17 protein-coding genes are annotated in these 18,236 nt (G+C 62.9%); 8 read left to right on the forward strand and 9 right to left on the reverse strand.

The features are described from left to right. Position 1: 1 nt before the first annotated feature. From QUH67_RS32185 to QUH67_RS32195, 3 genes are read right to left on the reverse strand one after another with little or no spacing between them, the layout of a single operon-like run. Entirely contained in the window at positions 2-760 is a 759-nt protein-coding gene (locus tag QUH67_RS32185) for an ABC transporter ATP-binding protein (protein ID WP_300943790.1), read from the reverse strand. Continuing rightward, positions 757-1,908, reverse strand: a complete 1,152-nt coding sequence (locus QUH67_RS32190) for a branched-chain amino acid ABC transporter permease (RefSeq protein WP_300943791.1) — start codon at positions 1,906-1,908, stop codon at positions 757-759. Before QUH67_RS32190 ends, QUH67_RS32185 begins: the two co-directional genes overlap by 4 nt. Next, positions 1,908-2,783 (reverse strand): branched-chain amino acid ABC transporter permease, encoded by an 876-nt coding sequence (locus QUH67_RS32195; RefSeq protein ID WP_300943792.1) that lies wholly within the window; start codon positions 2,781-2,783, stop codon positions 1,908-1,910. Before QUH67_RS32195 ends, QUH67_RS32190 begins: the two co-directional genes overlap by 1 nt. Positions 2,784-3,077: 294 nt before the next feature. Here QUH67_RS32195 and QUH67_RS32200 point away from each other — a divergent pair, with 294 nt between their 5' ends. From QUH67_RS32200 to QUH67_RS32225, 6 genes are all read left to right on the forward strand, one after another. Continuing rightward, positions 3,078-3,830 (forward strand): ABC transporter ATP-binding protein, encoded by a 753-nt coding sequence (locus tag QUH67_RS32200; protein ID WP_300943793.1) that lies wholly within the window; start codon positions 3,078-3,080, stop codon positions 3,828-3,830. After that, positions 3,827-5,350, forward strand: coding sequence for a permease (locus QUH67_RS32205; protein ID WP_300943794.1), 1,524 nt, complete (start codon positions 3,827-3,829; stop codon positions 5,348-5,350). The genes QUH67_RS32200 and QUH67_RS32205 overlap by 4 nt, the downstream gene beginning before the upstream one ends. Before the next feature lie 204 nt (positions 5,351-5,554). Next, positions 5,555-6,613, forward strand: coding sequence for a toxic anion resistance protein (locus QUH67_RS32210; RefSeq protein ID WP_300943796.1), 1,059 nt, complete (start codon positions 5,555-5,557; stop codon positions 6,611-6,613). Next, positions 6,610-8,184, forward strand: a complete 1,575-nt coding sequence (locus tag QUH67_RS32215) for a substrate-binding domain-containing protein (RefSeq protein ID WP_300943798.1) — start codon at positions 6,610-6,612, stop codon at positions 8,182-8,184. The genes QUH67_RS32210 and QUH67_RS32215 overlap by 4 nt, the downstream gene beginning before the upstream one ends. Before the next feature lie 21 nt (positions 8,185-8,205). Continuing rightward, positions 8,206-8,838 carry a 5-bromo-4-chloroindolyl phosphate hydrolysis family protein gene (locus QUH67_RS32220; protein ID WP_300943801.1) on the forward strand — a complete coding sequence of 211 codons (633 nt, stop codon included), beginning with the start codon at positions 8,206-8,208 and terminating at the stop codon, positions 8,836-8,838. Beyond that, positions 8,838-9,950: a hypothetical protein gene (locus QUH67_RS32225; protein ID WP_300943803.1), complete on the forward strand. Its 1,113-nt coding sequence runs from the start codon at positions 8,838-8,840 to the stop codon at positions 9,948-9,950. The genes QUH67_RS32220 and QUH67_RS32225 overlap by 1 nt, the downstream gene beginning before the upstream one ends. Positions 9,951-10,028: 78 nt before the next feature. On the opposite strand, the gene lpxD is transcribed toward QUH67_RS32225, so the two are convergent. The 3 genes from lpxD to QUH67_RS32240 form a co-directional block, all read right to left on the reverse strand. Beyond that, positions 10,029-11,066: a UDP-3-O-(3-hydroxymyristoyl)glucosamine N-acyltransferase gene (gene lpxD, locus QUH67_RS32230; protein WP_300943804.1), complete on the reverse strand. Its 1,038-nt coding sequence runs from the start codon at positions 11,064-11,066 to the stop codon at positions 10,029-10,031. Between the two features lie 335 nt (positions 11,067-11,401). Beyond that, complete coding sequence (locus tag QUH67_RS32235; RefSeq protein WP_407080375.1) at positions 11,402-12,406, reverse strand: alpha/beta fold hydrolase; 1,005 nt, start codon at positions 12,404-12,406, stop codon at positions 11,402-11,404. A 3-nt stretch (positions 12,407-12,409) separates the two neighbouring features. Further along, on the reverse strand, positions 12,410-13,294 hold the full coding sequence (locus tag QUH67_RS32240) for an alpha/beta fold hydrolase (RefSeq protein ID WP_407080494.1): 885 nt from the start codon (positions 13,292-13,294) through the stop codon (positions 12,410-12,412). A gap of 213 nt (positions 13,295-13,507) precedes the next feature. Here QUH67_RS32240 and QUH67_RS32245 point away from each other — a divergent pair, with 213 nt between their 5' ends. Continuing rightward, positions 13,508-14,332 carry an MBL fold metallo-hydrolase gene (locus tag QUH67_RS32245; RefSeq protein ID WP_300943809.1) on the forward strand — a complete coding sequence of 275 codons (825 nt, stop codon included), beginning with the start codon at positions 13,508-13,510 and terminating at the stop codon, positions 14,330-14,332. A gap of 183 nt (positions 14,333-14,515) precedes the next feature. Continuing rightward, positions 14,516-15,568 (forward strand): amidohydrolase family protein, encoded by a 1,053-nt coding sequence (locus QUH67_RS32250; protein WP_300943811.1) that lies wholly within the window; start codon positions 14,516-14,518, stop codon positions 15,566-15,568. A 71-nt stretch (positions 15,569-15,639) separates the two neighbouring features. Here QUH67_RS32250 and QUH67_RS32255 read toward each other — a convergent pair whose 3' ends face one another. From QUH67_RS32255 to QUH67_RS32265, 3 genes are all read right to left on the reverse strand, one after another. Next, entirely contained in the window at positions 15,640-16,122 is a 483-nt protein-coding gene (locus tag QUH67_RS32255) for a hypothetical protein (protein ID WP_300943813.1), read from the reverse strand. A gap of 172 nt (positions 16,123-16,294) precedes the next feature. Continuing rightward, on the reverse strand, positions 16,295-17,551 hold the full coding sequence (locus QUH67_RS32260; RefSeq protein ID WP_300943815.1) for an aminopeptidase: 1,257 nt from the start codon (positions 17,549-17,551) through the stop codon (positions 16,295-16,297). Positions 17,552-17,778: 227 nt separating this feature from the next. Next, positions 17,779-18,042 carry a hypothetical protein gene (locus QUH67_RS32265; RefSeq protein WP_300943817.1) on the reverse strand — a complete coding sequence of 88 codons (264 nt, stop codon included), beginning with the start codon at positions 18,040-18,042 and terminating at the stop codon, positions 17,779-17,781. Positions 18,043-18,236: the final 194 nt, after the last annotated feature.

Below are 18,236 nucleotides of genomic sequence, written 5' to 3' on the forward strand. Positions count from 1 at the left end.
CTCATGCGCCGAGATAGGCCGCGACGACGTCGGGATGGCGCTGCACCTCGGAAGGCGAGCCCATCGCGATCACGCGACCATAGTTGAGCGCGATCACGCGGTCCGACACCCGGTTCACCAGCGACATGTCGTGCTCGACCATCAGCACGGTGATGCCGAGGTCGGTCTTCAGGTCGCGGATCCAGAACGACATGTCGCCCGTTTCCTCGACATTCAGCCCGGAGGACGGCTCGTCCAGCAGGATCAGCTTCGGCTCCGAGCACAGCGCACGCGCGAGTTCGATCACCTTGCGGACGCCGTAAGGCAGTCCCGAAATCAGCTTGTCACGATAGACTTCGAGATCGAGAAACTCGATGACCTGCTCGACACTGCGACGATGGGCTTTCTCGCGGGCGCGCACGTTCGGCAGAAACAGCAATTCCTGCCACAGCTGGGTGGTGGAGTGCCTGTGGCGGCCGACCAGGAGATTGCTCAGCATGGTCGCGTTCTCGAACAATTCGATGTTCTGGAAGGTGCGCGCGATGCCGAGGCCGGCGATTTCGTAGGCCGGCTGCTCGGTGATGTCCTGGTCCTCGAAGAAGATCTTGCCCGAAGTCGGCGGGTAGATGCGCGAGATCAGGTTGAAGATCGAGCTCTTGCCGGCGCCGTTGGGGCCGATGATCGAAAGGATCTCGCCTTTCTCCACGGCGAAGCTGACCGAATCGACCGCTTTGAGACCGCCGAAATGCAGCGAGAGGTTATCCGCACGGAAATACGTCATCGGTTCCGCTCCGATTTCACGTAGATCTTCTGCCGCTTGAAGGTGGCGCGCTTGTAAAGCGGGAACAGCTGGAAGAAAAGTTTGATCTTCAGCCAGCGCCCATACAGGCCAAGCGGCTCGAACAGCACGAACAGCACGATGATCACGCCGTAGATGGCGCCCTTCAATCCGTTGGCGGAGGCAATCGCGGCGACGTTGGCGTTAACTTTCCCCGCCGTCGCGCTGTCGGCGCCGAACATCGCAGCCAGCCCCGAGATGATGCCGGGCAGGTCGTCCTTCAGATAGGTCAGGAAGGGATCAATCATGACCAGGAAGATCGCGCCGAGCACCGCGCCATGCAGGCTGAAGGTACCGCCGATCAGGATCACAATGATGAACTCAATCGAGAGCTGCAGCGTGAACATCTCTGGAGAGATGAAGGAAAGCTTGTGCGCAAACAAAACGCCGGCAAGGCCGGTGATTCCCGCGCTGATCGCAAACGACTTCACCTTGTAGAGCGAGACGTTGACGCCCATGCTGCGCGCCGCCGTTTCGCTGTCGCGGATCGCGACAAAGGCGCGGCCTGTCGGCGAGCGCAGCAGATTGAGCGTGCCGACGATGACGAGGATCAGGACGCCAAGACAAAGGAAATAAAAGGTTGGCCCGTTCTGCGGCACCGCCTGCCCGAATAGACTCAGCGTCTTGACCCGCATACCCTCATTGCCGTGGGTCACGCTTTCCCAGCGCGCCAGCACTTCCTCGACGATGAAGGCAAAAGAGATCGTTGCAATGACGAGGTAGATGCCTTGGAGCCGCAGCGCTGGGAATCCGACCAGCGCGCCGACCACGGCGGTGAGCAGGCCACCGGCCAGAAAGTAGATCGGGAACGGCACGTTGTATTGTTGCAGATAGCCCGCGGTATAGGCGCCGATGGCGAGAAACGCGGCGTGGCCGAGCGAGGCCTGCCCGGTGAATCCGGTAAGGATCATCAGGCCCACGCCCACGGTGGCGTAGATGCACACGAACACCAGCTGGCTGACGAGATAGCTCGACAGCACGAACGGCGCGACCAGGAGGAACGCCAGCAGGACGCCGTAGGAAACGATATAGCCGCTATGCGGAAACAACCTGATATCGTCTTCGTAATCGGTCTTGAAGAGGAACCGCATCAGACTTTCTTCCGCGTATGAACACCGAACAGGCCTTCCGGCTTGAGCAACAGCACCACCAGAAGCACGAGATAGGGCGCGATGTCCTTCCAGCCCTGCGGCAGGTAGAAACCGGCCATGCTCTCGATCACGCCGATCAGCACGCCGCCCACCACCGCGCCGGGAATCGAACCGAAGCCGCCGAGCACCGCGGCCGGAAACGCCTTCAGGCCCAGCACGAGGCCGACATTGGAGTGAATGAAGGTGATCGGCGCCAGCAGCACGCCGGCGGCGGTCGCGACCGCTGCCGAGATCGCCCACACGATCGACACCACGCGCTTGACCGGGATGCCCATGTAGTAGGCAGCCAGCATGTTCTCCGAGCTGGCGCGCATCGCGGTGCCGAGCGTGGTGCGGTTGAAGAACAGATACAGCAGCGCGCAGAGGATCACGGTCGCGGCGATCACCGAGAGCTTGTCGTAGGCCAGCACGAGGCTGCCGATTCGCAACACCCCGTCGCTGAACGGCGTCTCGATCTTGAAATCGTCGGTGCCCCAGATCATGCCGACCACGGAGCGCAGGAAATATCCGAGGCCGATCGTCGCCATGATGATGGAAAATTGCGGGTAGCCGAGGATCGGACGCACCACGACGCGTTCGGCCAGCATGCCGAACGCCGCCATGCAGATGACCGCGCCGGCGAATCCAAGCCAGTAATTGAGGCCGAGCATGCCGATGAAGGTGAAGGCGAAGAACCCGCCCAGCATCATCAAATCGCCCTGGGCGAAATTGACGACCTCGGTTGCCTTGTAAACAAGCACGAAACCGAGCGCGATCAAGCCGTAGACGCAGCCGAGCGCGATACCACTCACCAGCTGCTGAACGAAGTCCAGCATCAATTCCCTCCCCGATGCCAGGCGATTCTGTCGATCGCCTTTTCTGCATCTTGTGTCTACACGCTATCGCCTGTTCGCGATGCATGTAGCCGCATATGTCCCGTTGCATTGAGCCTAAAGCGTCGACCGCTGTCAACAAAGCGCTGGCCGCGCCACCGTTAACAATTGCGGACAAATGCCGCAGCCCGGGAAGTTGCGGGGGTCGACACCATTTGGGCCACGCGATTCACCGGGCCTAAAGTTCTTCCGAGTCATGCTTCCCGGCGACAAACCAATCCGGACTGTACGGTCATCATGCACCCCAATCGATCGGCACTCGAAGTACGAGGGTTAACGAAGTGTTTTGACCGGCCGGCCGTCGAGGCACTCGACCTGACCGTTCGCGCCGGCGAGTTTTACGCCCTGCTCGGCCCCAACGGCGCCGGCAAGACCACGACGTTGCGGATGGTCGCCGGCCTGCTCAAGCCGGACGCGGGCTCCGTCTCCATCCTGGGCATTGACGCCATCGCCGATCCCGTCGCCGCCAAGCAGATCACGGCATGGGTCTCCGACGAGCCGATGATCTACGACAAGCTGACGCCGCTGGAATATCTCGAATTCGTCGCCGGCCTCTGGGGCATCGACCCCGAGGTTTCCGCACCCGCAGCGCAACAGCTCCTGCTGTCGCTCGGCCTCGAGCCGCACCTGCACGAGCGCTGCGAGGGATTTTCCAAGGGCATGCGTCAGAAGGTGGCGCTGGCCGGCGCGCTGGTTCACGATCCGCGCCTGATCATCCTGGACGAACCGTTGACCGGCCTCGATGCGCTGTCGGCGCGTCATGTGAAAGGGCTGCTGCAGGACCGCGTCCGTGCCGGATGCACCGTGATCATGACGACGCATATTCTCGAAGTCGCCGAGCGGATGGCCGACCGGATCGGCGTCATCGCCAAGGGCCGGCTGGTGGCCGAGGGCACGCTCGCGGAATTGCGCCAGCAGAATGGCCGCAACGACACCAGCCTCGAAGATGTGTTCATCGCGCTCGTCGACGCCAACGCGATCGCCGCATGAGTTCGACTGCGGCGCTTTCCTGGTTTGCCCGGCACGAGATCCGCCTGGCCTGGCGCGAATGGCTGGCGATGATGACCGGCAGCCGCGGCAAGCGAAAGCGCGCGATCATCGCCCTCGTCGTGTTCGCCGCCTTCCTGCACCTGCCGGCCTATGCGGTGGTCGGGCGCTTCGCCGACCTGCAGGCCCCCCTCGGCAAGCAGGAACTGATCGTCATCACTTCTTCGATCTTTCTCGCCTGGGCGCTGATGCTGTCACAGGCGATCGAATCGGTGACGCGGGTATTTTACGCGCGCGCCGATCTCGACCTGATCATGTCCTCGCCTTCGAATCTTGCCAACGTATTCTCGGTCCGGATTGCCGCGATCGCGCTGTCGGTCACCGGCATGGCGCTATTACTGTCGACGCCCTTCGTCGACGTGCTCGTGATCGGCGGCGGCGCAAGGTGGCTGCTGGCCTTTGGCGTCGTCGTCGCGATCGGTCTCACGGCAGCTGCGGTCGCCATTGCCATCACGGTATTTCTGTTTCGCCTGATCGGCCCGAGCCGTACCCGCCTCGTCGCGCAGATCGTCTCTGCGGTCATCGGCGCCGGCTTCGTCATCGCACTGCAGATCGCCGCCATCCTTTCCTACGGTACGCTCTCGCGCTTTACGGTGCTGACTTCCGAGGCCGCCGCCGCCCATGCGCCCGATCTCGACAGCCCGCTATGGTGGCCGGCGCGCGCAGCGATCGGCGACGGCGAGGTGTTATCCTGGCTCATCGCCGCCGGCCTTTTGCTGCTCGGCGTCGTCATGGCGGTCTTCTCGCCGAGATTCGCCGATACCGCCGTGCGCGTCGCCGCGACCGCACGGGCGGCCCGTCACGGACCGCGCACGACCGCCTTCCGCAGCGGTTCGCGGCAACGGGCGCTGCGCACCAAGGAATTCCTGCTGCTGCGGCGCGACCCGTGGCTGCTGTCGCAGAGCCTGATGCAACTGCTCTATCTGCTGCCGCCTGCCCTGATGCTGTGGCGAAGCTTTTCCGAAACCTCGTCCGCGATCGTCCTGATTACGCCCGTGATCGTGATGGCGGCTGGCCAGCTCGCCGGTGGTCTCGCCTGGCTGACGATCTCGGGCGAAGACGCCGCCGACCTGGTCGCGACCGCGCCGCTCCCGCCCTCGAACGTCATCCGCGCCAAAGTCGAAGTAGTGCTGCTCTCGATCTGCGCCATCTTCGGGCCGCTGATCGCAGCGCTCGCCTTTGCCTCGCTGACACAGGCGATCGTCACCGCGCTCGGCGTCATCGTCGCCACCGTCTCGGCGGGCGCAATCCAGCTCTGGTTCCGCGTGCAGGCCAAGCGCAGCCAGTTCCGCCGCCGCCAGACCTCGTCGCGGCTCGCGACATTCGCGGAAGCCTTCTGCTCGATCGGCTGGGCCGCGACTGCGGCGCTCGCCGTCACCATTCCAATCGCCGCAGTCTTCAGCGGCGTGACGACGGCGGCAATACTTGCAGCGACGTGGAAGATCAGCCCGCAGCGAGCGTGACACTTTGATGACAGTTTCGTGACAGCGCCGGTTAGAGGTGCTGCGCTTTGGTCACGTTGAACCGAAAATCAGATTTCCGACGACCTGAATTGAGAGTAGACGCGCCAGGCGTCATCGATTTGTTCGTGCGTGACAGCTATCTTGCCGGTCCTTCGCCGCGGCACCATGTAGCTAGCGGGAATATGTTTGAGGAGAAGAAGCGCGATGAGCGAAACCATCAATGTCCCGGCGGTCATGGTGGACGCCACCGCAGTTTCGCGCATCAAGTCGGACATCGACATCTCGGACCGGTCGCGCATCGTCACCTTCGGCGATCGTGCGCAGCGTTCGGTCGTCGAGTTCGCCGACCGCATCCTCGCCCAGACCCAGAACCGGGAGCTTGGGACCACCGGAAAATTGCTGTCGGACATCCTGGCCAAGGCCCGCGGTCTGGATCCCGCCTCGCTGAAGGACAGCGGCTTCTTCGCCCGCCTGTTCTCGTCGATGGAATCGCGCTTGCGGCGATTCTCCGAACAATTCGGGGATGTGGCCTCGCAAATCGACCGTGTCTGCATCGAACTCGATCGTAACAAGGAAACGTTGCGGCGCGACATCGCCGTTCTCGACGAGTTGCACGAACAGACGAAGGCCTCGCTCGGCGACCTCGATTCGCATATCGCTGCCGGCAAGGCGTTTGCAGAAGAATTTCGCCGCGGCAAGCTGCTCGAGCTGGAACAGGCGGCGAAGGCGGCCGGCGCCGGCAGCGATGCGATGCTGGCGGCGCAGACCTATCAGGATGCCGCCCAGGCGCTCGACCGGCTCGAAAAGCGCGTCTTCTATCTGCAGCAGGCGCGTCAGATCGGTATCCAGCAATTGCCGCAGATCCGCATTGTCCAGTCCGGCGACGAGACCCTGATCGAAAACCTGCAGGCCACGACCGAACTCACCATCCCGGTGTGGAAGCAGAAGATGATCCTGCTGCTCGGCCTGAGCCGCCAGAAATCGGCGCTCGACCTGCAGAAGACTGTTACCGACGCCACCAACGAAATGATGAAGCAGGCGTCCGAAATGATGAAGACCCAGGCGATCGAGATCGAGAAGCAATCGCAGCGCGGTATCATCGACATCGAGACGCTGGAAAAGACCAACAGCGATTTGCTCGATACGATTTCGGGCGTCCTCAACGTCCAGCAAGAAGGCCGGAAAAAGCGCGCCGAAATCGAACAGCGGATGGCGCAGCTGACCGACCAGTTGAAGACAGCGTTGTCCAAGTCGCCCGCATGAACAGAGCCGTGCTACGCGTTGCCGCCGGACTGCTGTTGGCGCTGGCGCTTGGCGCCTGCTCTGGGCCCGGCCCGCAATTCACCATCCTGTCCGGCTCGGAAAACGACATTCTCGAGCCGATGGTCCAGGAGTTCTGCCAGTTGCGCCGCGCCACCTGCACGGTGAAATACCAGGGTTCGCTGGACATCGCGCTGGCGCTCAAGGCCGGCAACGATCCGCAGGCCGACGCGGTGTGGCCCGCGGCGTCGATCTGGATCGACATGTTCGACACCGCCCGCCGCGTCAAATCGGTCAAGTCGATTGCACAAATGCCGGTTATCCTCGGCGTCAAACGATCCAAGGCGCAAGCGCTGGGCTGGGTCGGCGCCAAGGTGACGACAAGGGATATCCTCACCGCGGTCGAGGGCGGCCGACTGAAATTCCTCATGACGTCTGCGACCCAATCGAATTCGGGCGCCTCGGCCTATCTCGCCATGCTGGCGGCCGGGATCGGCAAGCCCGATCTCATCGAGTCCGGCGATCTTGACAAGCCCGAAGTGCTCGCCACTGTCCGCGGCCTGCTGCGCGGCGTCGAGCGCTCCTCGGGATCGAGCGGATGGCTCGCCGATCTCTATCGCGAGGGCGAGCGGACCGGCGCGCGTTATGAGGCAATGTGGAACTACGAGGCCATCATCAAGGAGACCAACGACAAACTGATCGCAGACAGGAAGGAACCGCTTTACGCGATCTATCCCGAGGACGGCGTATCCGTCGGCGACTCCCCGCTCGGCTTTGTCGACCGTGGACGCGGCAAGGAGGTCGAGAGCTTTTTTGCCGACCTGCAGGCGTTCCTGCTCAAAGGCGAAACCCAGACGCGGATCGCGGCGACCGCGCGACGGGTCGAGCTTGGCCGCGCCGCCCCGCTCAAGGCCGACACCGCCACCAATCTCGATCCGAGCCGGGCGTTGACGGTGGTCCGGCCGCCGGAGCCCGCGGTCATTCAAAAGGCGCTGTCGCTTTATCAGGAAGCCTTGCGGCGACCCTCGCTGACCGCCTTGTGCATTGATGTCTCCGGCAGCATGAAGGGGCACGGGGAGGAGCAACTGCTCGAAGCGATGCGTTTCCTGCTGACGACGGCGCGCACCCGGGAAGTGCTGGTGCAATGGTCCAAGCTGGACCGGATCATCGTGCTGCCATTCAGCGATCGGGTGCTGTGGGCGGCGACGGGCAGCGGCGACGACGGCGATCAAGCCGCGCTGCTCGCCAAAACCCTCGAATTGCGCGCGCGCGACGGCACCGATTTCTACACCTGCGGGGCCCGCGCGCTGGCCGAGATGAAGCCGGTTCTCGATGCCGGCCAGCACTTGCCGGCCATCGTCATCATGACCGACGGCAAGAGCCAGGGGGCCATGTCGACGTTCGAGGCCGCGTGGCGCGCCGATGGGCGTGGCGTGCCGGTGTTCGGCGTCACCTTCGGTGACGACGCCGACCGCAGCCAGCTCGACAATCTAGCCAAGCTAACCGGCGGCCGGGTGTTCGACGGCACCAAGAGTCTGACCCAGGCTTTTCGCGCGGTGCGAGGGTACAACTGAATGCCGTCGGCATGGTCAGGATTGAATTGGATCGTGGCCGGCGCGGCGGCTGCTATCCTGTTGCCGGTTCTGGCGATCGGCGTCGGCATGCCGTTCTGGATCTCCGGCATCATCAGCGTCGCGGCAGGCGCGGGGCTGATATTCATGCTCTCGCCGCGCCAATTGTTCGAAGGGCTGGACGCCAGCGGCGTCGCGCGTGGCAAGATCGAATTTGCGCGAGAGCTCCTGACCGGCGCCGAACCGCTCGCGATCCGTCTTGAAGTCGCCGTGAGCACGATTCGCACCCAGGCGGTCGCAGAACGCGTCCGGCACATGGCGCGGATTTCCCGCGAAATCTTCGCCGGCGTCGAGGAGGATCCGCTGCGCGTCGACCGGGTGCGGCGCTTCCTGACCTATTATCTGCCGCGCGCGGCGGACCTTGCCGAAGCCTATGCTATACTCGAAAAGAGTGGTAACCGCGACACGACGCGGCTGGTGGCGACCAGTGATCTGATCGACCGCCTAGACACCGCTTTCAGCCACTACGCGACCAATCTGCAGGAAGCCGATCTCGGCAATCTCGACATCGAACTCAAGCTTTTGAAAAGTTCGCTCGACGAGGATCTCGGCTCATCGCAGCTTCCTGTTTCCGATCCGGGTAAAAGGAGAGCCTGATGGCCATTTCCCGTCGGGCTTTTGGCATTGGATTGCTTGCTGCCAGCGCCGCCGGCACCGGTGGCTACGTCTATCTGCGGCAACATCCCGAGATTGCTGGCCGGTTCGGCGAACCGAAACGGCTGTCGGGGTTCGCCGGCGGCGAGAAGGAAGGTTTTCTCGCCAATGCGCGCGTCCGCAATCTGCTCGAGCGCCGCTTCGGACTGATCCTCGACGCACGGCGCGCCGGTTCAGTCGAAATGGTGCGCGAGCGCACGCTCCTCGATCAGAAGCCGCAATTTTTGTGGCCCTCCTCGTCCGTGCTGGTTGAGCTGGCGCGCAACTCCGGCGTCAGGATTTCGCGCGACCAGGTGATCTTCAATTCGCCGATCGTGCTCTACTCCTGGGACCGCATCGCCGATGGCTTGGTCAAAGGCGGTTTTGCCGAGCCCGCCGGCGGCCCGCGCTACACGGTCGATCTGCTCAAGGTGCTCAAGGCGATCATTGCCGGCGAAACCTGGGAGGCGATGGGCGTCGGCGGATTGTTCGGCCGCGCCCGCGTCGTCTCGACCGACCCCAACAAGTCCAATTCCGGCTTCATGTTCGCGGGGCTCACCGCGAGTCTGCTCAGCGGCGATGTGATCGCACTGGACTCGCTCGGGCGCATCGACGGCGACGTCGCGACCGTGTTCCGCAGGATGGGGTACAAACCGCCATCCTCGGGCAAGTTGTTCGATGATTACGTGGCCGGCGGCGCCGGCGCCCAGCCGCTGATTGTCGGTTACGAAAACCAGTTGATCGAGTGGGTGCTGCAGGACGCGGACCGCTGGAAGCGCGTCGAGGCGAGCGCGCCTTCCAAGCCGGTCATCCTCTATCCGCGGCCGACGGCGTTCTCGGCGCATCCCTTGATCAGCACCGACCGCGCCGCGGATGAATTGATCGATGCGCTGGTCAGCGAGAGCCTGCTCGAACTCGCCTGGGAGGAGCACGGTTTCCGCGGGCCGCTCGGCACCATCGGCAAGGCCCGCAACACGCTGCTGCAATCGCGGCTGATCGAACGGGTCGATCAGGTGCTGCCGATGCCCGACGCGCCGGTCATGATGGCCCTGCTCGACCGGCTGGCGACGGCCTGACCTGTCCGCCCTTCATTTGGGTCTCGGCCAATAATGGCTCGGCAGGATTCTCCATCCCGATTTTAACGCCACCGCCTTCTATCGCTTCGTTCTCGTATCGGCCAATTGCTCAAGCAGCCTATTTTGCCGGAAGAACTTGCGGCTTGGACGCGCAGGATAACCTGCCCAGCGCTCACCGGCAGGAATATCGCGAGTAACGCCACTCGCTCCGGCTATCCTTGCGCCATTTCCGATGGAGATATGTGGAGCGATGCCCGCCTGCCCGCCAATGGCTACAAAATCACCTATTGTAACGGAACCGGCGATGCCGACCTGCGCGGTAATCAAGCAATGTTTCCCAATGTTCACATTGTGAGCGATTTGCACGAGATTATCAATTTTCGTCCCGTTACCGATGATCGTGTTGCGGGACGATCCCCTGTCGATCGTCGTGTTCGCGCCAATCTCGATATCGTCCTCGATGATGACGCCACCGATCTGCATCATCTTGCTATGGCCTGTTGGCTCCGAAGCGTACCCGAAGCCGTCCTGCCCGATAGCGACACCGGGATGAACGATCACGTTTTGGCCGATCGAGGCGTGCGAAATACTTGCACCCGCGCCAATGGAGCAGTTCTTCCCAATCGTCACGTCTGGCCCAACGATGACGTTCGAACCGATCCAGGTTTGTGCTCCGATACGAGCTCGCGGCCCTATCACAGCTCCCGGGTCAATAGTGACGCCCATGGCCACGACAGCCGTGTGATGAATCGTTGCTTTCGATGAAATGCCATCAGTCTCAAAGGTAGAAACGGGACTTGCAGCTTCGGGATAGAGCAGCCTTAGAACCCTTGAATAGATCAGATGGGGATCCAAAGAAACGATGGCGATCGTATTGGCCGGGACGACGCCGCTAAAGCGTGGCGAGACAAGGCATGCTCCAGCGTGAGTATTCTTCAAAGCGTGAAGGTATTTTGGGTGATCCATGTAACTCAGGTCACCGACACCTGCAGTCTCCAATGCGGCACCCGCCCGTATCGCAATATCTTTTGCGAAGAACTTGAGGCCAGCCATATTGGCGATTTCACTCGCAGCGATTGTTCTTTCAGGAACAAAGAATTCGCGCTGATAAGACATGAAAGGTTCCTTTTCGGCGCCTATTTGAACTAGGATCAACTATATGACCGCTGTATGTGTCAGATAGGCGATCAATCAGCGCGATCGACGGCCTATTGCGAGGCGCAGTACAGGACGTAGCGTAAGCAGCTAGACCGTCTCGAGCAGTTGTGCAACCAGATGCGTCGCAGTGCCGACGCCGGAGGAGAACGTTACCTTGCCCGATTCTGTCCGGCGTGGGGCGATAAGCTCGGGCACCGAATTGTAGGGCGGTTCGCGTGAAGAAAACGCGTCGTTCAAGGTCGACTTTGCCGCATGGTCAGCGGCCACCGGTGTCCACTTCGCCTGAAAACACTTCAGTCGCGCATCAATTGCATGACGGCATCGGCAAATGCCTTCGGCGCTTCCTGCGGCACATTATGTCCGGCACCTCGTACCACCCGATGAATGCGGCGACCGGTGAATTTGGCGGCGCTCGCGCGTCCGTCGCTCGCGGGCAGCACGCCGTCCTTATCGCCATCCAGCGTGATGGAAGGCACGGGGATTGGCGGCATCGTCGCCAGCCGCCGCTGCAGTTCCGCATAGCGCGGATCGCCTGCCGCCAAGCCGAAGCGATGGCGATAGCTGTGAATGACGACATCGACATAATCAGTGTTGTCATGCGCCGCCGCAGAGCGCTCGAAAGTGGCGTCCTCGAAATTCCACGCCGGCGACCACTGCTTCCACAACAGCCGGGCAATCTCGCGACGGTGCGCGGCGAGCCCGGCCCGGCCGCGCTCCAGCTGAAAATAATACTCGTACCAGAGCGCGACTTCGTATTTCGGGCTGATCGGCACCCCGGCGCGCGTCAGGTCCTGTATCAGGTAGCTGTTCACGGTCACCATGCCGCGAATGCGCTCCGGCCACAGAGCTGCGGCAACGCAGGCGGCGCGGCCACCCCAATTATGCCCGCCCAGCACGGCGCGGCGGATGTTCAGCGCATCCATCAGCGCGATGACATCGGCGCCGATCGCCGCCTGCTCGCCCGAGCGCAGCGTCGCCGGATCGCGAAACCGCGTTGCACCGAAGCCGCGCAGATAGGGAACGATGACACGGCAGCCCTGCGCCGCCAGCTGCGGAGCGACATCCACATAGCTGTGAATGTCATAGGGAAAGCCGTGCAGCAGGATCGCGACCGGACCATCCGCAGGTCCCTCTTCGTAGTAGGCAATGTCGAGGACGCCGGCATCGACGTGCTTCAGCGGCTCCATCCGCCGCAACGGCGGCGAGGATGCGCCGCCCTGGGCAAAAGCCCTGGCGGCGACGCCCGACAAGGCCGCGCCGAGCAGCAGGCGGCGACCGCGGTCGACAGCATCGGACATCGGCTAGCCCTTGATCAACTCCATAACAGCCGCGGCAAACGCCTCGGGCGCCTCCTGCGGCAGATTGTGTCCGACGCGCGGAACGACGCGATGAACGCGGCGGCCGCTGAATTTTGAAGCATTCTGGGTGCCATCGGTCGCCGGCGCGACGCCGTCGCCTGCGCCGTCCAACGTCACGGCCGGAACGGTGATGGGCGGCAGCGCTGCCAGCCGACGCTGGATTTCGGCATATTGCGGATCGCCCTCGGCCAGACCGAAGCGGTGCCGATAGCTGTGGATGACCACGTCGACATAGTCGGGATTGTCATGGGCCATGGCTGATCGCTCGAAACAGGCATCGTCGAACGGCCAGTTCGGCGACCATTGCGTCCACAGTATTCTTGCGATTTCGCGCCGGTTGGCGGCCAGCCCCGCCCGGCCGCGTTCGAGTTGGAAGTAATACTGGTACCACAGCGCCACCTCGCGCTCGGGGCGCGCGGGCGCCATCGCGTTGGCGATATCCTGGATCAGATAGGAATTGACGCAGACCAGCCCGATACAGCGCTCCGGCCATAGCGCCGCACCGACGCAGGCCGCGCGGCCACCCCAGTCATAGCCGGCGAACACCGCGCGTTGGATGCCAAGCGCATCCATCAGCGCCATCATGTCGGCGCCGACCGCCGCCTGCTCGCCCGAGCGCGGCGTCGCGGGATCGCGAAACCGGGTCGGTCCGTAGCCCCGCAGATAGGGGACAATGACGCGGCAGCCCAGCGCTGCCAGTCGCGGCGCGACATCGACGTAGGAATGAATGTCGTAGGGAAAACCATGCATGAGCATCACGGCCGGCCCGTCGGCGGGACCCGCCTCGAAATAGGCAATATTGAGAACGCCGGCATCGACATGTTTCAACGGCTCCAGCCGCTGCGATGACGGGGCGCGCGGGGCCGAAGTGGCGGGCTTTTCAGTCACGGCAAACTCCCTTGTTGAATGTGACAATACGCCATTTTGTCCACCTCGGATGGAGCAACTCCGGCGCGCTGCTGTGCGCGAATGTCATCATGACGGCCACGAAATTCGACGATAGAGTAGCCACAGCGGCCTCCGCCGCGGATGGATCAAGCCATGCTGCGATCGCTTGTCGTACTTGTTGCCACCGCCTTTGCCCTGTCCGGTGCGCTGATCGCCCCCGCAGCCGCCCAGCAGCCGCTGCGCAGCGAGTGCCTGGCGATGGCGAACGCTCCCCCCCGCGTCGTGCCCGTCAGCCTTCGCCGCACCGCCGCCAAGGCCGAAGAGGTCACGATCACCTATGTCGGGCATTCCACCTACTACATCGATACCCCCGGCGGCGTGCGGATCGGGACCGATTTCAACGGCGCCTACCGCACCGGACGGCTGCCCGACGTCGTCACCATGAACCGCGCGCACTCGACGCACTACACGTTGTTCCCCGATCCAAAAATTGCACACGTCCTGCATGGCTGGGGCGAGAACGGACAGGCGGCCAACGTCTCTACGCAGGTTGGCGACGTCTTCATCCGCAACGTCCCCACCGACATCCGCCGCTATTATGGCGACGGTAACGGCGCGATGCTCCGGGACGGCAACTCGATCTTCATCTTCGAGGTCGCCGGCCTCTGCATCGGCCATCTCGGTCATCTGCATCACAAGCTCGACGACACGCATTTCGCAGCGATCGGCCGGCTCGATATCGTGATGGTGCCGATCGACGGCACCTATACGATGTCGCTCGACGGCGTTTCAGAGATCACCAAGCGGCTGCGCTCCGCCGTGGTCCTGCCGATGCACCGCTTCGCCACCCCGCTCGACGAATTCATGCGCCTGATCGGCCAGCAATTCGCCATCGACCAGCGAACCGAGCGGACCCTGAAGATTTCGCGGGACACGCTGCCGGGCACGCCGACGGTGATCATTCTGGATGGGGTGTGATTGCCGGGCGCAACTGTCAACGCCGTCATTGCGGGCGAAGCGACTTGTCCGCCGAAGCTCAACGAGCGCAGGCGGAGGCACTCCATGGCGCCGTGGGATTGGAGATGGATTGCTTCGTCGCTTCGCTCCTCGCAATGACGAGGAACCATACCAACAACAATAACGCCCAGGGGAGAGAAACGCATGGCCGCCAGCACCGCACCCGCCTCCAGCAGCGGGCTCTACGCTAATCCACGCGAAGACTGGCTGGCGCAGTACTCCGAGGAGATCATCGACCCTGCGCGCCCGATCGTCGATCCGCATCACCATCTCTGGGACCGCGGCGGCCTGCGCTACATGATCGAGGAGATGGCGGCCGACATCGCCTCCGGTCACAACATCGTCGCCACCGTCTATGTCGATTGCCGTTCGATGTATCGCGCGCACGGCCCCGAGGCATTCCGCCCGGTCGGTGAGGTCGAGTTCGCCAACGGCGTGGCGGCGATGGCGGCGAGCGGCGGCTACGGCAAGGCAGCGATCTGCGCCGGCATCGTCAGCCACGTCAACCTGCTGCTCGGCGACGGCGCCAAGGCGGTGCTGGAAGCCGAGATCGTCGCCGGCAATGGCCGCTTCCGCGGCATCCGGCATTCCTCGGCGTGGGATTCCGATCCCGACGTAGCCGGCATGTATGCGACGCGGCCGAAAGGCCTGCTGCTCGACGCGACGTTTCGCAAGGGCTTTGCCTGCCTTGCGCCGCTGGGCCTGAGCTTTGACGCCTGGCTGTTCCACCCGCAGATCGGCGAACTCACCGACCTCGCCCGCGCCTTTCCCGGCACCAGGATCGTGCTCGATCATTGCGGCGGACCAATCGGCATCGGCAGCTATACCGGGCGACGCGACGAAATCTTTCCAGTGTGGAAAGCTTCGATCCAGGAAATCGCCAGATGCGAAAACGTCGTCGTCAAGCTCGGCGGGCTCGCAATGTGCCTGCTTGGCTACGATTTCCATCTGCGGCCCAAGCCGCCGTCTTCCGAAGAAGCCGCAGCGGCGTGGCGTCCCTATATCGAAACCTGCATCGAGGCGTTTGGACCGAACCGATGCATGTTCGAGAGCAATTTTCCGCCCGATAAAGGCCAATGCAGCTACCAGGTGATCTTCAACGCCTTCAAGCGGCTGGCCGCGCAGTACAGCGAGGCGGATAAGACCGCGCTGTTTTCGAAGACGGCGACGGAGTTTTACAAGCTGAAGTTCGAGTGATCGCCGATCGCGATGAGGGATGCCGCGTCACCCCGGCATCCCTCTCCACGCGTCGCTATCGCCTTGGCGGATCAGTTCTTGTGCTTGGCGATGTCGGTGTCGATCGCCGAGACGTTCAGATGAACCGCCGCGTCCGATTTCGAATCCCGGTTGGCCAGCAGAAAGACGGTGATCTTGGCCTCGGCTTCGCCGGTCGCCTTGTATTTGAACTGGTGGACGAAGCTCTCTTCCGACCGGGCCGTCAGATAGGCCATCGACGACTGGTCATTGACGCTGAACATCAATTGGGCATTCGCGCCTTTCTCGGCGGCGGCAAAGCCCGATACGAAGAACGGAATCTCCTCCCCGGGCCTGGCGTCCGTCAGCGGAATGGAGAATGAGAAAACACGCGTCACGATCGGCGGCGCCGTTCTGCCGTCGATGACGGCCTCGAGCCCGCCAAATGTGGCCGTGAAGGCCTTCTTGTCCGGGCTGAGGGCAATATCGAAGCCGACTTCCGAGTTAAACGTAGGCCCGGGCCCGAACGTAGCGTCACCGGTAACGGTCTGAAGCATTTCAACCTCCTCGCGAATGAATCCGGTCAATTTGAGATTGCCCGGGAAACATATCGCGAGGCCGCGCTGCGGCGTGTGAAACAGCTCTCACACACGCACTTATTTGCCGCTTCGCCCGCGGAGGAGCCGCCGCGCGCACGTTCGCCACCGCCGATGTAGATTCGCGAGCGCCTTACGCCCACTCGCCTTTGCGGAACACCGGCACGCTGCTTCCGTCGGCGTGAATGCCGTCGATATCGGTCTCGCCCGATCCGATCATCCAGTCGATGTGAATGAGGCTCTTGTTGCCGCCTTGGGCTGCGATCTGCGCCGGTGTCAGCTTGTCGCCGCCGACGAAGCATTTCGAGTAGCACTGGCCGAGCGCGATATGCGAAGCCGCGTTCTCGTCGAACAGCGTGTTGAAGAACAACAACCCGCTTTTCGAGATCGGCGAGGAATGCGGCACCAGCGCCACTTCGCCCAGCCGCGCCGCGCCCTCGTCGGTGTCGAGCACCTTCTTCAGCACCTCTTCCCCGCGCGAGGCCTTTGCCTCGACGATGCGGCCTTCTTCGAACCGCACCTGGATGTTGTCGATCAGGGTGCCCTGATAGGACAGCGGCTTTGAGGAAACGACATGGCCGCTGACGCGCCGGCAATGCGGCGTGGTGAACACTTCCTCGGTCGGGATGTTGGCGTTGCAGGTGATGCCGTTCTTGGCGGTCGAGGCGCCGCCTTCCCATTCGTGGCCGTCGGCAAGGCCGATCGTGAGATCGGTGCCGGGCCCGGAATATTTCAGCGCCTGAAACCGCTGGCCGTTCAGCCACTGGGTGCGCTCGCGCAGAACCGCGTTGTGCTTTTCCCAGGCCGCGACGGCGCCGTCCTGATCGACGCGGGACGCCGCGAAGATCGCATCCGCCAGCTTTGCCACCGCGACATCCTCCGGGACATCGGGGAAAACCTGCTTCGCCCAGGACGGGCTCGGATAGGCGATGATGTTCCAGTTGGTGTCGAAATTGACGATCTTCTCCAGCGCCGGCTGATAGGCGATCGAATTGGCCTTGCTGGCGCGGGCTACCTTTGCGGGGTCCTCGCCCGACAGCAGCATCGGATTGTCGCCGACAATGGCGAGCCGCGCAGTGTTGGCGGAGAATGCTTTCGCCATGCCCTCGTAGAGCCAGCCGGCGGCGCGATCGAAGCTCTCACTATGGCCGTAACGATAGCGCGCCAGCGTGATTTCCTCGTCCGACAGGAACGGGGTCACGATCCCCGCACCGGCCTTGTAGGCATGTTCGGCAATCTTGCGCACCAGCGGCAGCGCGACCGATGGCGCGGTCAGGAGCAGGTCCTGCCCCGGCTGCAATTGCAAGCCGACCCGGATTGCGACTTCGGCGAGGCGGTCGAGTTTGACGGGATCGATCGAGGCGGAAAGGCTGCGCTGATGTGCGGTCATGATTCTCTTGGCCGGTACTGTCGGGTTCAGGGCTTCGCCGCCTTTGACCGTGATCACGCCAAAGCGAGCGAAGCACCTGACACCAGCAATAGCACAAGAATGGTCCGGCGAAACCTGACCTCGTCGATGTTCCGGAACACGACCATGCCGCGCACGGAACCGGCTAGCCGCGCCGGACGGCCGGTGGGCAGCGCGGTGACGCCGAAACTGCGCCCCGTTACAGGAATTCAGGCTTTCTGGCGCACCCGTCGGATAGCGGGATTCGGCGTGCCGCTTTCGTGGTCGCTTCGGCTGCTCTTTCCGGCTGGCCGAGATTGCGGCACTCTGCTTGCGGGACGAACCTGCGCCTGCCCGGCGATCAAATGACGATAGCGGCGCAGCAACTGTATCGTGTTCCGACGCCGCGAACGGTGAAGCGCTTCGAGCAGGCGCACAAGGAATCCCTTGCCATTCTTGTGCAACCTGGACTCACCGTCGGAAGAAATACGCATTGCCATGCCTCGCGTGCCAGCGTGTGTTTCGCGCGAGCAGAATGTCAGCCTGTGCGAGCAAGCAATGCGAGATAGTTCACAGGAGCTTCTATGCGCGGGACAATTAGACGTGAGAGGCCTTGAAGATTTCTTGAGAAGCGCTTGTGTGATCCGGGCACAGATCAACTCAGGGCATGCGCGCTGCGCGCTCTCCC

The organism is Bradyrhizobium roseum (assembly GCF_030413175.1).
Classification (GTDB): Bacteria; Pseudomonadota; Alphaproteobacteria; order Rhizobiales; family Xanthobacteraceae; genus Bradyrhizobium; species Bradyrhizobium roseum.

Coding starts and splice junctions, on each gene's coding strand:
- QUH67_RS32200 (WP_300943793.1), top strand. CDS start 3,078: ATGCACCCCAATCGATCGGCACTCGAAGTACGAGGGTTAACGAAGTGT.
- QUH67_RS32265 (WP_300943817.1), bottom strand. CDS start 18,042: ATGCGTATTTCTTCCGACGGTGAGTCCAGGTTGCACAAGAATGGCAAG.
- QUH67_RS32215 (WP_300943798.1), top strand. CDS start 6,610: ATGAACAGAGCCGTGCTACGCGTTGCCGCCGGACTGCTGTTGGCGCTG.
- QUH67_RS32205 (WP_300943794.1), top strand. CDS start 3,827: ATGAGTTCGACTGCGGCGCTTTCCTGGTTTGCCCGGCACGAGATCCGC.
- lpxD (WP_300943804.1), bottom strand. CDS start 11,066: ATGTCTTATCAGCGCGAATTCTTTGTTCCTGAAAGAACAATCGCTGCG.
- QUH67_RS32195 (WP_300943792.1), bottom strand. CDS start 2,783: ATGCTGGACTTCGTTCAGCAGCTGGTGAGTGGTATCGCGCTCGGCTGC.
- QUH67_RS32210 (WP_300943796.1), top strand. CDS start 5,555: ATGAGCGAAACCATCAATGTCCCGGCGGTCATGGTGGACGCCACCGCA.
- QUH67_RS32190 (WP_300943791.1), bottom strand. CDS start 1,908: ATGCGGTTCCTCTTCAAGACCGATTACGAAGACGATATCAGGTTGTTT.
- QUH67_RS32235 (WP_407080375.1), bottom strand. CDS start 12,406: ATGTCCGATGCTGTCGACCGCGGTCGCCGCCTGCTGCTCGGCGCGGCC.
- QUH67_RS32185 (WP_300943790.1), bottom strand. CDS start 760: ATGACGTATTTCCGTGCGGATAACCTCTCGCTGCATTTCGGCGGTCTC.
- QUH67_RS32245 (WP_300943809.1), top strand. CDS start 13,508: ATGCTGCGATCGCTTGTCGTACTTGTTGCCACCGCCTTTGCCCTGTCC.
- QUH67_RS32260 (WP_300943815.1), bottom strand. CDS start 17,551: ATGACCGCACATCAGCGCAGCCTTTCCGCCTCGATCGATCCCGTCAAA.
- QUH67_RS32255 (WP_300943813.1), bottom strand. CDS start 16,122: ATGCTTCAGACCGTTACCGGTGACGCTACGTTCGGGCCCGGGCCTACG.
- QUH67_RS32225 (WP_300943803.1), top strand. CDS start 8,838: ATGGCCATTTCCCGTCGGGCTTTTGGCATTGGATTGCTTGCTGCCAGC.
- QUH67_RS32250 (WP_300943811.1), top strand. CDS start 14,516: ATGGCCGCCAGCACCGCACCCGCCTCCAGCAGCGGGCTCTACGCTAAT.